The organism is Leptospira levettii (genome assembly GCF_002812085.1).
Classification (GTDB): domain Bacteria; phylum Spirochaetota; class Leptospiria; order Leptospirales; family Leptospiraceae; genus Leptospira_A; species Leptospira_A levettii.
The window spans coordinates 481,528-495,898 of record NZ_NPDM01000002.1; the positions used below are offsets into that span (position 1 = coordinate 481,528).

Sequence of the window (14,371 nt, forward strand, 5' to 3'; positions counted from 1 at the left end):
ACAAATCCCCTAACCTCACCATTTTATGAGTCGAGTGGATTCTTCAACTAAATTAAGAACTTGGATTGCCTAGAACTTGTCCTTCTGTGACCTCTTTGTATTTTCCTTCTTCCAAATGAAAATTGCGGAGATCCAATTTACCGATCCGAATTCGATACAAATCAAGAACAACTAAATCCTTTGTTTTACACATCCTACGAATTTGTCTTTTTTTCCCCTCTTTTAGGACAATGCTAAGGTAACTTGTAAACCCTGGTTGGGTTTTTTCGGGAACCACATTGGCTGGTTTTACAGATAGGGCACGTAGAGTTTCTCCTCCTTCTCTTACACCTAACATAAATTCTTCGGCAATTTTTTTCCAACTCACAGGTTGTTTTAAACTGATGATGTATTCTTTATCGATTTTGTTTTTGGGATGTGTTACTTTTTGGATAAAATTCCCATCGATAGACAAAAGGATTAGTCCCCTTGAATCTAAATCCAAACGGCCGGCATAATTGTATTTTTGGAACGATTCTGGTAATAAGGTGAAGATGGTGTTCTCATGGTGTTTGTCTTCATGAGAGGTGAGAAATCCAGCTGGTTTGTTGAACGCTATGATTTTTGGTCGAGAGTCAAATCCTTCCTCTTTTCCGACTGGTTTTCCATCGAAAAGGATGGTGTCATCCTCATTGACTTGGAAGGACAAATCCGTGATCGTACTACCATTGATTTTGACCCGGCCCGAAAGGACCAATTCTTCCACTTTTCGTCGGGAACCTAAACCTAATTTGGCAAGAAATGCATTGATCCTCATGTTTTTCCATTTTACAAAGTGGCCTCATTTCAAAAAGTCTAAAGAAGGTATGAATCCACTAAAAAAGAAACCTCGCTCAAAACATTTGAACCCCACCCAACCTCTCCCAGATTGGATGAAGGTGCGAGTGAGTTTCCCAAAAGAGTCCGATGCCTTATCAACAGTTCGGGCGGAGGTGGAAACCAAACAATTACATACTGTTTGTGAGTCGGCAAGTTGCCCAAACCTCAACCATTGTTGGAACCGAAAAACAGCTACCTATATGTTGGCAGGGGATATTTGTACAAGACGTTGCCAATACTGTGATGTGGCGTTTGGAAAACCAAAACCCCTTGAAATGGATGAACCAGAAAAAGTAGCAAGGTCTGTTGAAGCACTGGGGCTTAAACATGTGGTACTCACTGCAGTCAACCGAGATGATTTAAAAGATGGCGGGGCAAACCATTTCGCAGAAACCATCACAAAAATCAAAACCTACCGACCTGAATGTTCCATCGAAGTACTCATCCCTGATTTTAAGGCCAAAGAAGAATCCTTACAAATTCTATATGCCGCCAAACCCAATATCATCAACCATAACATTGAAACCGTGGAACGACTCTTTCCCACAATCACTCCCCAAAAAAATTACCGTAGGTCCCTCGAAGTTTTGACTCATATCGCAAAACATGGATTCCTTACAAAAAGTGGACTGATCCTTGGACTTGGGGAAACAGAAGAGGATGTCAATCAATGTTTACAAGATTTATATGATCATGGAGTGCGAATGTTGACCATTGGGCAGTACCTTCAACCTGGTCCAACTCATTACCCAGTCCAAAGTTTTATCCCCCCAGAAACATTCCAATTGTGGAAAGAAACAGCTTACAAAATTGGATTTAAAACTGTCGCATCTGGCCCACTTGTCCGTTCCTCTTACCATGCAGACGAATATTTTACTGAGGATTCTCTGAATCTACCGAAAGAGTAGATATGAACGAAGAGGAATCAGCGGAATTTCAACGAGAACTCGCCAAAACTTTTTTTTTGTCCATCCTAAAGGACTTAGGTGAGATCGATGAAACACTTTCTGATTTTGAAGTAAAAGTCCTCATCCAAAAAGCACTTACCCACCATCCAGAATTACAAGTAGAATGGGGAGAAATGGACCGATTTGGCCAAAACACACTCCTTGTGAAATACCAAAACAATTTACTTCTCATCGAGGTTAGTCCTCTCATCAATGCCATTCGGATCCTTTGGAACGAATACAAAAACGCGAGTACATAAAAAAAGCCCGAAGGGAATTCCCTCCAGGCTTCTTTTCTACGTAAGGGTGTGGTTGTTTTAGAATTTGGATTTTTGTTGAAGGTCGTAAATGACTTCTTCTACATTGTCCATATCAATTTTTTTAACACCATTTTCAGTGTGAACAATCAATTGACCATTTTCTTGGTTGATGATTGCACCAATCACTGTTTTTCCATCGACTAACACGATTTTTTCGATTCTTTCGTAGTAGTTTACGATGTCTTTTTTAGATTTGAATTCTTTTGGTTGGCTAGCTAAAGATTCTTCGAATTTTTTCTTCTCTTCTTCTTGTCGTTTCGCTACTTCTTTTTCGATCGCTTGCTTTTTAGTGTCGATTTCTTGTTTTTTCAATTCATCGAGTTTATCAGTTTGAGCTGATTCACTAAGTTTTACAATCTCTTGTGCTGTCTGTTTGTCAACAGTCACGATCGTTTTGATTTCTTGTTCTTCGTTTTTAGTAAGTTTTGCACTTTCTACTACGAGTTTTTCTTTCTCAGTAGTTTTGAATGCTTTTGATAAATCCAAAGATTGAATGTCAGCTGACTTCGCAAGTTCTGCAGATTTTGCTGATTGAGTAGAAGCTTGGTCTTTTTCCAAGATCACTTCAGCCTTTGCAATTGACTCTTGTAGTTTTTTAAGGTCAGCGTTTTTTGAAATTTCTTCTTCAGAAAGTTTCTCTAAAGCTGGAACCCGTGGAGCAAATGCTACTGCACCTTCAACCACTTTCACTTTTGCTGGTTTTCCTTCAGCTGATTCTACGATGAAAGAAGTTCCTCGCACACCCGCAATTGCAGTTGGTGTTACGACAGTAAAGTTGTCTTCTTTTTTTGCTTTGTTAACTTTCGCGAATACTTTTCCGGAAACAAGAGCAATTTGAGTGTCTGTTGTTCCAGCGTTGTCTTGAGAAAGTTTTGCAAAGTCAATCGCGGACTTTGGAGAGATACGAATGCTCGAGCCATCTGCAAATTGGATGTCTACTTTTCCATTGTCGCCTGTGACTACATTATCCCCTGTTTTCAGAAGAGCACCAAGTTGTGCTTTTTCTTCCGTTTGGTCTGCGTGTTGGATTTTAGAATCTCCTACCGCAAATACGACTACCGCAGATAAGTCTGCTGGTTTTTTAGGTGCTTCTGATACTTCTGCCTCTGGTTTCTTACAAACTGTAAGCCCAGTGAAAAGAAGCGCAAGTCCCATGATGGTTAGTTTCGATGCTTTCATATCGTCCTGTCCCTTAGTGAAATTGTACTTTCGTTACTCTCTAATCAACAAACTGAGCTAGCTAAAATTCCCAGTTTTTTTGTATTTTTTTCTAGAATGAAAAAAATTTCATTAGTTCGGAAAAAAAATAATTTAGCGATCGGATTTGTAAACGAATATTCAGTATTTTCGTTCGGATCCTACGTTTTTCGGGGGTTTTTCGCTCGTTCTCTGGGAAAATCGCTTTGTCTAAGAGAAAGGAAGAAAAAAACTCCAAATATGGCTGAAACCTCTACATTGCACCAAAGACCTGCCTCCTCCCTCTCTTTATTAGAAGAAATGGAAAGAACGTATAAAGACTTACCTATGGAAGCCATTGTCAAACAAGACATCTTAAGACAAGGGATTCATTTTTTCCCAGAGGCCTTCCAAGTCAAAGACCCTTATAAATCTAAGGATTACTTTATCTTTTCCTTTGATCATATTCCGCTAGCGGACCTAAAAGATGGAGCAGATACCAAAGCCCCAGAAGAAATCAAAATCAGCGGTGGCCATTTTGGACTTTTAAAGACCGTCATCTCCACACGAAATAACCCAAATTCCCCGTACAAAATGAAACTAAAAGAGGGAAAACCAACTCTGTTTTTAGAGGATACAGAAATTGGAACAGCAGAATACCCACCCATTCCTTCTTGGTACAGACACAAAACAAAATCCGGAAAACTTCCTGGTGAAATTGCACCTGTCATCGAATGGGGTTACCTTCTGTATTTAACTGTCTTTCGTAACTGCCAGTACTTTGGAAAAGACGAAGAATGTGCGTATTGTGACATCAACCATAACTACCGCCAACAAAAAGGAGCGGGTCGTCCTTATACGGGAGTCAAGGATGTAGAAGATATTTTAGAAGTGTTATCTTGGGTAGATGCAGAAGACGAGATTGCAAAAGTGTATACAATCACAGGTGGATCCGTCCTCACCAATCTTAAGAAAAAATCGGAAGTTGATTTTTACTTACAATACCCTGAAGCCATTGAAGCTAGGTTTCCGAAACGATGGATGGGAAAACTGGTAGCTCAAGCCTTTGAAAAGGAAGATTGCCAAAAATTCAAAGATGCAGGGATTCAAATTTACCATCCCAATTATGAAGTATGGGACAAAGCACTATTTGAAAAAATATGCCCTGGGAAAGCAAGTTGGATTGGGTATGAAAATTGGATCCGAAGAGTTGTGGATTCAGCAGAAGTATTTGGACCCGAAAATGTAATTCCTAACTTTGTAGGTGGAGTTGAACTTTCTGAACCTTGGGGATTCAAAACAGTAAAAGAAGCCATCACATCCACAAAACAAGGGTTAGACTTTTTTATGTCAAAAGGAATTGTGCCTAGATTTACAGCATGGTGCCCTGAGCCATACACAACTCTTGGCCAACAAGCGGGCCCTCCTCTTGTTTATTTTTGTGAACTGTTACGAGCATGGAAAGAAACGTTCGAATCTTATGGTTTACCAACCCCTCCAGGGTATGGCGAACCTGGGCCAGGAAAGGCTGTTTTTTCTGTTTCTGCATTTATGGATGTCATAGGATATACTGGACGAAATTAGTTCTTTCCATTCCATAGATAGAAAGAAACTAAAGAACATGCGAAAGAGTTTTCTGGGATTGGTCTATGCCTCCATTGTCTTATGTTTTTGCCAGTGCCAAAACCCAGACTTCGATCGGAATTTACACTTCCGCCAAGGTGTATTAGATTTAACAGAAATCACCTTTAAAGAAGACACAGCGATCGATCTAGAGGGGGAATGGGAATTGTACTTTGGGGAATTCCACTACCCTCCTTTTCATGGAAAAAAAGAACTCACAGGTTACCTAGCAATTCCCAACTCTTGGCAAAATGAAGAGTATGGAGGAATCGAATTACCTAGAACGGGGAAAGTCACCCTACGTGCATTCATCCACATCAACAAACAAACCGTAGGCCAAGAACTTAGGATTTATATTCCAGATATCGCCACTTCCTATCGGTTTTTTGCCAATGGAGTTCTCATTGGTGGGCAAGGAAAACCAGGCATCAACCAATTTGATGACACTCCTAGGATCAAATCCAAGTATTATACTCTCATTCCTGATGATGAAGTGATCGAACTTGTGTTTCATATTGCCAATTATGAAAACAATTTTGGTGGGTTTTGGGGAACTCCCATATTAGGAAACAAATATGCGTTAGATCGGGAAAAGATGTTTTCCAATGCGAGAGAATTGTTTTTACTCGGCGCACTATCACTCATAGGTTTATATCATTTTGGTTTATTCTTTTATAAACGAAAAGAAAAATCCATTTTTTACTTTGCGATCTTTTGTGTATTACTTGGAATACGCCTTGCATTTACGGGTGAAAGGTATGTTTTAGAACTGTTTCCAAAATTCCATTGGCCAACAGCATTTCGAATTGAATTTGCCTCTTATTACTTTGCTGTTCCTACGTTTTTATTATTCATTCATTCTTTATTTCCAGAAGAATCAAAGGCAAAACACGTTCGTCGTGCACTCATTGTTAGTTGCCTTTTTGCTCTTACATTGTTTTTGCCAATTTCAGTGTTTACCATTTTACTCTATGGTTTTCAAATACTGGCGTTTGTCATCATTGGTTATGTCATACATATTAATTTAAAAGCAGTCATCAATAGCCGACCAAATTCAAAACTATTTTTGATTGGTTTACTGATATTAGCATTTTCTGTTTCTTTTGATATTCTAAAACATAGTTTAAACAGTCGAGGGATTGGACTTACTCCCTATGCCTTATTGTGTTTCATTTTCATCCAATCTCTGATCCTCTCAAGTAGGATCGCTAATGCATTTGTACGGGCAGAAGAATTGGCAGAAAGTTTAAAAATTAGCAATGAATCTTTGTTAGCTGTTACTGAGAATTTGGAACAAATTGTATCGGAACGAACTTACCAGTTGAACTTTTCTTTAAATCGTATCAAAAAAGATCTATTACTCGCAAAAAAAATCCAACAAAAGATCTTACCGGAAGATGGAATCAAGTTTGATCCATTAAAAATCCATCTCTACTTCCAGCCCCAAGACGAAGTGGGTGGAGATTTTTATGATATCTTTGAATTGGATAATGGAACGGTTCGTTTTTTTGTAGCGGATGCAACAGGTCATGGAATCCAAGCAGCCCTTTACACAATGGCCATCAAATCGGAATATGAGGCCATCAAACGATTTATCACCAAAACAGATGATTTGATGAACCATCTCAACCAAAAGATCCAAAATAAATTCTCAGGTTTGAAAATCGTATTTTCAGGATTTTTATTGGACATTGATACCAAAACGAAAACGGTCTATTATTCTTCAGCGGGCCACCCCAATCAGATTTTCCAATCTGTAGGAAATCAAATCATACTAAACCGAACAGGGAATATCATTGGTTTAAAGAAGGACCAACCTTATACCCAAAAACAATTCCAAATTATGGAAGGGGATCGTATTTTACTTTTTACCGATGGAATGTTGGAACAAAAAAATGAAGCAAGAGAAGAGTTTGGTATGGATCGAATCCAAAAAATTCTTTCTGATTTTCAAAATAAAGAATCAGAAAGGGTTCTTGCCGAACTAGTCATCCAATTGTTTTTATTCCAAGGAAAAGAAGAACAAGAAGATGACCAAACGATGGTACTCATTGAATGGGAAAAAAATGATTCCAATCAAAACTTAATTTAAGTGTTGAATTCTCATTACTTTCCCTTCGGTTGTTTTACTTTTTTAAGAACAAACGATCCACACCATTCTTTTCAAATTCAGAATCATATTTTTCTGCTTCTTTGGCTACTTTTGTTTCGTAGGTTTCTGGTGCTAATGCTTCCAATTCTTTTTCTGACATAGAAAGTTCCAAATCTCTTTGGGCTAGTTCTGTTGTGAGTTCAGTCCAAAACACATCATCGTTATATGGTTCTATATAAGATTCAAATACTTCTTGGAAATATTCTTCCGCGATGGTATACATTCCGTTTTCAGATACAATTGGACTATTTTCCATTGTTTTGGAAAGTTTTCCGAGTAAGGATTGGAGGAATCCATCCACACTTGGATCGGATTCTTCATGGGGAGCATTACTCACCCATTCAAATACAGTGAGTGCATCTAAAAGTTGTTTTGTTTCTTGTGGAGTGAGATCTAGATTCATAATTACCTACTTTCCTTCCATAGAAATAGGAAAGGGAATGTGAAGCAAATCAAAGAATCACTGTAGACCTGTTTTCCTTATAGTTTTGGTAGATCTGTTCCACAATCATCCTAAAGTTAGGATCATCTTTGAGGATTTCCAATTTTTCCTCCAAACTGAGGACAGAAAACTTTGGATGTAAAGCTTTGGTGACAGCAGGCTTCATACTTATTAAGTAAACATACATATAGCATTTGTCAAACAAAATTTACTATACGTTTGTTACGTAATTATGTCGCGATAAACAGAAACGATCCGCTTTACACCCTCTTCCATTTCAAGGCTTGGCAAAAAACTATAATTCATTCGAAAGAAGGCAGAATCTTTACCTACCAAACGAAATTCATTTCCAGGAACCATCACAACTTTTTTATCCATAATACCCTCCATCATATCCTTCTCTGTCACATTTGGGTATTCTGTCCAAAGGAACATCCCTCCTTTTGGTTCCTCAAATCTAACTTCGGGAAGGTGGAACTTCAGAAGTTCTACCAAATGTTCCTTTTGTTTCGCATAATACGATTGGATTTTGGATAGGTGTTCTTTCCAATCCAAAGAAGATAGGAGAAGGTCCATCACAACTTGGGAAAATTGATTGGTGTTTAAATCATTTCCTTGTTTGGCATTGGTGAAAATTTTTTGGTACAACTCGGGAACGACTACCCATCCCAACCGAAATCCTGGCGAAATAATTTTTGAAAAACTTCCTAAAACAAACGTTAGGTCCAGCCTTTCCCGAAAAGAAGATAGGGAAGGATAAACAACACCCTTAAAATCTAAATACTTATAGGCTTCATCCTCAAATATAATAACTTCATATTGATCCAAAAGAGAGGCAACAAGCTTTCTTTTTTCCAATGACCAAGTAATTGTCGATGGATTTTGGTAACTTGGGTTTGTGTAAAAACAATGGATCTTTTCTTCCGAAAGGATTTTTTCCAGTTCCAAAAGATTTGGTCCATCAGACTCCATGGGTAATGGAATCATATTAGGTCTGTAAGGTGAAAAAGCCTGTAAAGCACCTAAATATACTGGTTCTTCTAATAAAAGAGTTGTGTTTTCATCTAAGAACAGTTTACCGAGAAGGTCCAATCCTTGTTGTGAACCATGGGTGATGAAGATAGAATGACTGTGAACCTGAACATCCAAAAACTCAAGTTGGATTCTTTTTCTCAGTGATTCGTAACCTGCAGAATCTCCATATTGGAACGCAACTCGACTGTAAGATCGAATCGTCTCTTCTGTTGCTTTTAATAGTAAATTCTCGTCCAATAAATTTGGATTGGGAAGTCCACCCGCAAACGACAAAAATTCGGAATCCTGTACTGTTATTTTTAATATTTCTCGGATGACTGAAGATCGAATTCCGTTTGTCCTTTTTGCTAAAAATTGGTTTGCAAGATTCGTTTCCATAATGATAATTTATCAGATAGAGAAACATCTGTCCATATACAGATCATTATAACTATAGGTATACAGATGGTAAAAACTAAGTACGAACAACTCGCCATTGATTTAAAAAATGAGATTCGATCAGGATTTTATTCAGAAAATGAGAAAATACCATCTTTAAGAGAAATCCAATCTATCAAATCCTGTAGTCTTACCACTGCAAAAGAAGCCTATAGGATTTTAGAGGAAGAAGGTTACATTTATGTACAAAATAAATCTGGATACTATGTTCAAAAAAATATAAGTTCACTCATCCTCGGACCTCAAAATGAATTTTATGATACTGTGGAAGCAGATGATAGAATCCAACAAATCATGAATACAGTGATGGATCCGAAACTCATCTCTTTTGGAGCTGCAATTCCATCCGAGGCCTATTTACCAATCCATGAGTTAAACAATGCATTCAAAAAAGCACTCTTACACAAAGAAATATTTAGGTATGGTGACCTTCAAGGGAATCCCCACCTGAGAGAATGGTTAGCAAAACGTACTTCCATGTTCGGTTACAGAGTGAATACAAACCAAATTCAAATCACATCTGGTTGTACAGAAGCAATCACCTATTCTCTGATTGCTGTCACAGAACCTGGTGATACTGTCATTGTCCCGTCTCCCATTTATGTTGGCCTATTCCAAATCTTAGAAACACTAAAATTGAAAGTTGTAGAAATTCCCTACCGTGGTAAGGAAACGATCAGTATCTCGGAATTTGAAAAACTGGTCAAACGCCACAAACCAAAAGTATTTTTGTTTGCTTCCAATTTTAATAACCCAAATGGAATTTTATTCAGTGATGAAACAAAACATAGCCTAGCAAATGTATCATACAAATATGGAATTCACCTTGTTGAAGATGATATCTACGGTGATTTGTACTTTGAAGGAACTAGGCCAAAACCATTAGTAAGTTTTTTCCCTCATACAAACAATGGTCCAAAATCATTCTTATGTTCATCCTTTTCAAAAACACTTTCACCAGGCCTTCGTATGGGTTGGGTTGTGACAAAAAACGGAATCCATTCGGTTTCCAAAATTGCAAGAGCTTTCAAAATTGCAGAAAACCATCCAACTCAAATCTGTGTACTTGAATTTTTGAAAAGGCAAACTTACGAAAGGCATTTGAAATTTTTAAGATCTGAATATAAAAAGTTAAGCAAAGAAACTATGGAATTACTCATCACCCAGAGTGATGGAAACCTCAAAATCACAAAACCAGATGGTGGATTTGTTCTTTGGATTGAATCCGCGTTAGATGGAGATAAATTATTATTAGAAGCAAAAAAAATAGGAATGGCGATTGCACCTGGATCTTTATTTGGACTCTCCAAACATTGGAATCATTTTTTCAGACTGAATGTTTCCGTTGGGCAATCATCCAAAATCCGAGAGAATCTGATACTCTTTGCAAATCGTTTTCAGAAAAATGGAAATCGAAAAAAAACTTTTTAGTTGCTCGTAAACGAAACCAAAATCAACTTTAGGAATATGTCTGAACAAGCGCGAAAGTATTTGGAAACTTCCCAAATCATTCCTTCCAAAGGTATGTCTTATACCATGTATGAAATTGAAGGCCAAGATACCATTCTGAGAATGTTAACCTTCATTCCCGATAATGACGAAATCCACATCTACCCAAAACCTCCAGTGAAAAAACTATATAAACCTGAACTTTGTAAAAAAGTAGAAGAGAACGAATTTTTAGGTCTTTGGTCGATGGGAGAAGAAAGAAAGGTAGGAAAATAGGTAACCTTGGCCCCGGACAGAATCGAACTGCCGACACGAGGATTTTCAGTCCTCTGCTCTACCGACTGAGCTACAGGGCCTCGGTTACGACCAAAGTATTTTTTCATAGCCCTCTGTCAACGAACCTTTGAATTTTTTGTAAGGACCAAAATGAAACCAAACCAAACACTCAAACTCACCATTCTTCTAGTCGTTTTTAGTATCTTAGGATGTGCATCCAGTCTTCACAAAACAGGCATTAGCATCGAAAGATTCAGGTCTGACTTGGAATCAAAATCGATTGTGGTTGATGATTTGGTATGGAAGTATACGGAAAAACCTGGGAACGGAGAAACACTTCTCGTCGTACACGGCTTTGGTGGTGACAAAGACCATTGGACACGTTTTTCAAGACACCTTCCCAAAAACATACGGGTAATCGCACCTGATTTACCTGGATTTGGCGAATCAAGTAAACCCGAATCCATCCCATACACCCAAGAAGCACAAGCGGTGCGTCTGCAACAATTCACGGAAAAATTAGGGCTTACCGAATTTCATATCGCAGGAAATTCAATGGGTGGTGGGATATCAGGAATTTTTGCAGCCAAATACCCGAAACTTGTGAAGTCACTGATCCTATTTGACAATGCAGGGATCAAAAGCCCTGTCCCAAGTGAAATGCAAACAATTGAACTTACTGGTAAGGAAAGCCCACTGCTTGTCAAAGACACTGAAGATTTTGACAGACTTCTCAAATTTACATTTGTAAAACCACCTTACTTACCATCTTTTCTTAAGTCCTATTTTGCTGAGAAATCTGTAGCCAATCGAGAGTGGAATGGACAAATATTAAAACAAATCAGGAAAGAGGGTTATGTCTTAGAGTCACAACTGGATAAAATCCAAGCTCCTTGCCTTACCATTTGGGGAAAAGAAGACAAGGTAATCCATTATTCGGTTATGGATGTATTAAAAAAGAAACTAAAAACAAAATTGGAAACCGTACTCCTTGAAAATATAGGACATGCTCCCATGATTGAAGACCCAGAATTGTCCGCCAAACTCGTACAAGACTGGATCATCAATGGAACTGTAAACAAAAACTAATCGAATAAAACTTTAGTATTTTTTTTCTAAAACTGGATAAAAAAATACTTGTACTTTCACGGGTTTTTTATGTTATAAACCCGTGGCACTCGTTTCCAACAAAACATTAATTGGGATCACTGGATCGATAGGATCAGGGAAATCCACTGCACTTTCCATCTTTGGAGAATTAGGTGCAGTGACGATCAGTTCTGATGCGATTGCCCGTACATTCACAGAACCAAATAGCCCAGTCAAATCAGAATTAATCTCTATTTTTGGACCTTCCATTGAACTGGAAGATGGTACAATCAATCGTACTAAAATTGCCGAACTCGCTTTTAGCAACGAATCAAAGTTAAAGTCATTAAATGAACTCCTACATCCTTTGGTCAGAAAATCATTCCTTCAATTCTTCCAATCCCAAAAAGAAGGGAGTATTGTCGCTTGGGAAGTTCCACTCCTATTTGAGACTGATGCTCATACCATTTGTGATTTCACGGTGACAGTTTACCTTCCCAAAGACCAAAACTGGGAACGAGTGAAACAACGAGGCGGGATGGAAAAATCTGATTTTGAAAGAAGAACTTCATCACAGATGGACATTGAGAAAAAAAAGTCTCTCTCTGATTTTGTCGTAACGAACGATACTGATAGAGAAGGCTTAAAAGAACAAATCGTAATTATCTATAAAGAAATTCAAAAAAGGATTCAAAAATGAAAGAGAGAGTTTTTTACGTTATCAATTTAGACAAACAAAGGATTGGAGTATTATCACTCTTTCTATTTGCCTTATTTTTTTCGATTTTCTTCTTAGGAGTTTCAGTCGGGAAAGGGAAAACGGAAGAAACACATACTTCCATGAAACCGGCTCTCGCTAACACAAACCCAGAGACTACGGAAACGAATCTACCTACTCCCGATTCATTGGCCAAAAAAGGAGAAGAGACTACAAATTTGAATCCGCAAGGAACTCAAGTTGCTTCCTCTTTAGTCCAAGGTACAAAACCAAAAGAATCCGTTTCTTCACAAGAAATTCCAATGGCTGATATTGGGAACCATCCATACTACATGGAAACTTCAACAGCGAAAGATGAGGAAGAAGAAAAGAAACAACAAGTTGTTGATTTGACAAAATCAAAAGAACAAAGAAATGTTTATGTGGCAAAAGAAGAGAAATTAAAAAACATTTCTCCTGTTTCCAAAGGAAAAGAAAAACCAAATCATGTTTCTTCCAACATTCCAAAATCGGTAAAAAATAACGACGGAAAGTATTTAACCATCCAATTAGCTGCATTTACAAACCGTAAATCAGCAGAGACATTTTTATCCCAACTCCAAGCGGATAACCAAGGCAAACTCAAATCTAAATCATTCATTGTAGTGAAAAATGGATTTTTTGTGGTACAACTTGGTAAATCCAAAGATAAGGATTCGTTGTTAAAAACGTTATCCAAAACAAATATGCCGAAAGAAATTAAGGCAAAAGCAATGGTCATCCAATACCAACCATTATCATAAAAACACAAATCGTCTATCCTTGGCAACTTGGCTTTCCCGTTAATCATGGGAGAGCCTTTTTCTTTATTTAATGTTTACCACCATGAAACAAAAGTTCCCATTCAAAAATAAATTCTATGGAAAGATCATTGGTTTTGTCTAAAAGATAATATGGAAGAATCCACGATCCCCCACCACAGCCTCACATATGGAACCAGTCGACTAGCACCCGCAATTAGTTTGGTGGATCGTGCAAAAGAAATTGAATTGGCGGAAGAATCAGTCAAACTCCATGTTCATGGAAAGTTGGAGGTCATTGCCAAACAAATTCGTGCTTTGAAAGAAGAAGCTGAACTCATCCTCAAACAAGCGGAAAAGGATATTGAACTGCATAAGGCAAAATGCCAATTTGAAAAAAAACCAGGTCAGGTGATTTACCTTTATTCGAAAGAGGAAGGAGATTATTTTTCTCTTCTATCCCCAATCGAATGGGGAGGAAATCCTCCACATCCTTTTAAAGGGGCTTATACCATGAACCCTGACCGCAGTTTTTCAGAAATCAAAGATAATATCTAAACAATTTTGATCACCCTATTTAGTGAATAAGGATGCCAAACTGGAAAGTTGAGAAGTGATGTCTCCAGATGGTTCATTGCCATCAGGTGATAATTTATCAATAACGATAGGCAATAAATTTCCAACAAGCCCTGCTGTAGCGTCAGTATCAAGACCCACTTTTTTCGCTAGTTCCTTCACTGAGTCATTTCCTAAGACCTTCAAAACATCATCGGCACCGATGCTTACATTTTCACCAGTTCCTACCCAAGAAGAAGCAGCATCTGCAAAACCTTTTTCTTTGAATTTTTGCACAATTCCCGATACTCCACCATTTTCTTCGATGATCTTTTGGATCCCAGAAACAACTTGGGGATTGTTTTGGACTAGCTCTACTGCCTGAGCTGCGACGGCTTTTAAACTTTCAAAAAAACTCATGCGGAGTATGGTCTTTGAAGCAAAAAGAAAAGGAAAGATATTTTTTTCTAAAAATCTCGATTTCTCTCTGGAATCATCGCAATTATTGATTGCC

At 37.9% G+C, this 14,371-nt stretch carries 15 protein-coding genes and 1 tRNA gene; 10 read left to right on the forward strand and 6 right to left on the reverse strand.

Annotation, left to right across the window (positions count from 1 at the left end):
- Positions 1 to 52: 52 nt before the first annotated feature.
- Positions 53 to 796, reverse strand: a complete 744-nt coding sequence (locus CH354_RS09905) for a pseudouridine synthase (RefSeq protein ID WP_100766415.1) — start codon at positions 794 to 796, stop codon at positions 53 to 55.
- A 49-nt stretch (positions 797 to 845) separates the two neighbouring features.
- Here CH354_RS09905 and lipA point away from each other — a divergent pair, with 49 nt between their 5' ends.
- Both lipA and CH354_RS09915 read left to right on the forward strand, forming a co-directional pair.
- Positions 846 to 1,766, forward strand: coding sequence for a lipoyl synthase (gene lipA / locus CH354_RS09910; RefSeq protein WP_165780333.1), 921 nt, complete (start codon positions 846 to 848; stop codon positions 1,764 to 1,766).
- A gap of 2 nt (positions 1,767 to 1,768) precedes the next feature.
- Positions 1,769 to 2,065 (forward strand): hypothetical protein, encoded by a 297-nt coding sequence (locus tag CH354_RS09915; RefSeq protein WP_100726614.1) that lies wholly within the window; start codon positions 1,769 to 1,771, stop codon positions 2,063 to 2,065.
- 57 nt (positions 2,066 to 2,122) lie between these two features.
- Here the strand turns inward: CH354_RS09915 and CH354_RS09920 are convergent, their stop codons facing one another.
- Positions 2,123 to 3,304, reverse strand: a complete 1,182-nt coding sequence (locus CH354_RS09920) for a lipoprotein LipL45 (protein WP_100766416.1) — start codon at positions 3,302 to 3,304, stop codon at positions 2,123 to 2,125.
- Positions 3,305 to 3,562: 258 nt separating this feature from the next.
- Between CH354_RS09920 and CH354_RS09925 the strand changes: the two genes are divergently transcribed.
- Complete coding sequence (locus CH354_RS09925) at positions 3,563 to 4,885, forward strand: radical SAM protein (protein WP_100726908.1); 1,323 nt, start codon at positions 3,563 to 3,565, stop codon at positions 4,883 to 4,885.
- Between the two features lie 37 nt (positions 4,886 to 4,922).
- The gene (locus tag CH354_RS09930) at positions 4,923 to 7,016 is read left to right on the forward strand and encodes a PP2C family protein-serine/threonine phosphatase (RefSeq protein ID WP_100726612.1); all 2,094 of its coding nucleotides are present in this window, start codon (positions 4,923 to 4,925) and stop codon (positions 7,014 to 7,016) included.
- Between the two features lie 34 nt (positions 7,017 to 7,050).
- Here CH354_RS09930 and CH354_RS09935 read toward each other — a convergent pair whose 3' ends face one another.
- Positions 7,051 to 7,479: a hypothetical protein gene (locus CH354_RS09935; RefSeq protein ID WP_100766417.1), complete on the reverse strand. Its 429-nt coding sequence runs from the start codon at positions 7,477 to 7,479 to the stop codon at positions 7,051 to 7,053.
- 261 nt (positions 7,480 to 7,740) lie between these two features.
- Positions 7,741 to 8,931 (reverse strand): aminotransferase-like domain-containing protein, encoded by a 1,191-nt coding sequence (locus CH354_RS09940; protein WP_100766418.1) that lies wholly within the window; start codon positions 8,929 to 8,931, stop codon positions 7,741 to 7,743.
- Between the two features lie 66 nt (positions 8,932 to 8,997).
- On the opposite strand from CH354_RS09940, the gene CH354_RS09945 reads away from it, so the two are divergent.
- Together CH354_RS09945 and CH354_RS09950 are read left to right on the forward strand one after the other, a co-directional pair.
- A complete protein-coding gene (locus CH354_RS09945; protein WP_100726609.1) occupies positions 8,998 to 10,422 on the forward strand; it encodes an aminotransferase-like domain-containing protein in 1,425 nt (474 codons plus the stop codon).
- A 36-nt stretch (positions 10,423 to 10,458) separates the two neighbouring features.
- Complete coding sequence (locus tag CH354_RS09950) at positions 10,459 to 10,716, forward strand: hypothetical protein (RefSeq protein ID WP_100716785.1); 258 nt, start codon at positions 10,459 to 10,461, stop codon at positions 10,714 to 10,716.
- Positions 10,717 to 10,723: 7 nt separating this feature from the next.
- Here CH354_RS09950 and CH354_RS09955 read toward each other — a convergent pair.
- Positions 10,724 to 10,796: transfer RNA gene (locus CH354_RS09955), tRNA-Phe, on the reverse strand.
- Between the two features lie 70 nt (positions 10,797 to 10,866).
- Here CH354_RS09955 and CH354_RS09960 point away from each other — a divergent pair.
- From CH354_RS09960 to CH354_RS09975, 4 genes are all read left to right on the forward strand, one after another.
- Entirely contained in the window at positions 10,867 to 11,805 is a 939-nt protein-coding gene (locus CH354_RS09960; RefSeq protein WP_100726608.1) for an alpha/beta fold hydrolase, read from the forward strand.
- Between the two features lie 82 nt (positions 11,806 to 11,887).
- Positions 11,888 to 12,505 carry a dephospho-CoA kinase gene (gene coaE, locus CH354_RS09965; RefSeq protein WP_100726607.1) on the forward strand — a complete coding sequence of 206 codons (618 nt, stop codon included), beginning with the start codon at positions 11,888 to 11,890 and terminating at the stop codon, positions 12,503 to 12,505.
- Entirely contained in the window at positions 12,502 to 13,305 is an 804-nt protein-coding gene (locus CH354_RS09970) for an SPOR domain-containing protein (RefSeq protein ID WP_100766419.1), read from the forward strand. Before coaE ends, CH354_RS09970 begins: the two co-directional genes overlap by 4 nt.
- A gap of 150 nt (positions 13,306 to 13,455) precedes the next feature.
- Entirely contained in the window at positions 13,456 to 13,860 is a 405-nt protein-coding gene (locus tag CH354_RS09975; protein WP_100766420.1) for a DUF2452 domain-containing protein, read from the forward strand.
- A 15-nt stretch (positions 13,861 to 13,875) separates the two neighbouring features.
- On the opposite strand, the gene CH354_RS09980 is transcribed toward CH354_RS09975, so the two are convergent.
- Complete coding sequence (locus CH354_RS09980; RefSeq protein WP_100716733.1) at positions 13,876 to 14,277, reverse strand: YidB family protein; 402 nt, start codon at positions 14,275 to 14,277, stop codon at positions 13,876 to 13,878.
- Positions 14,278 to 14,371 lie beyond the last annotated feature (94 nt).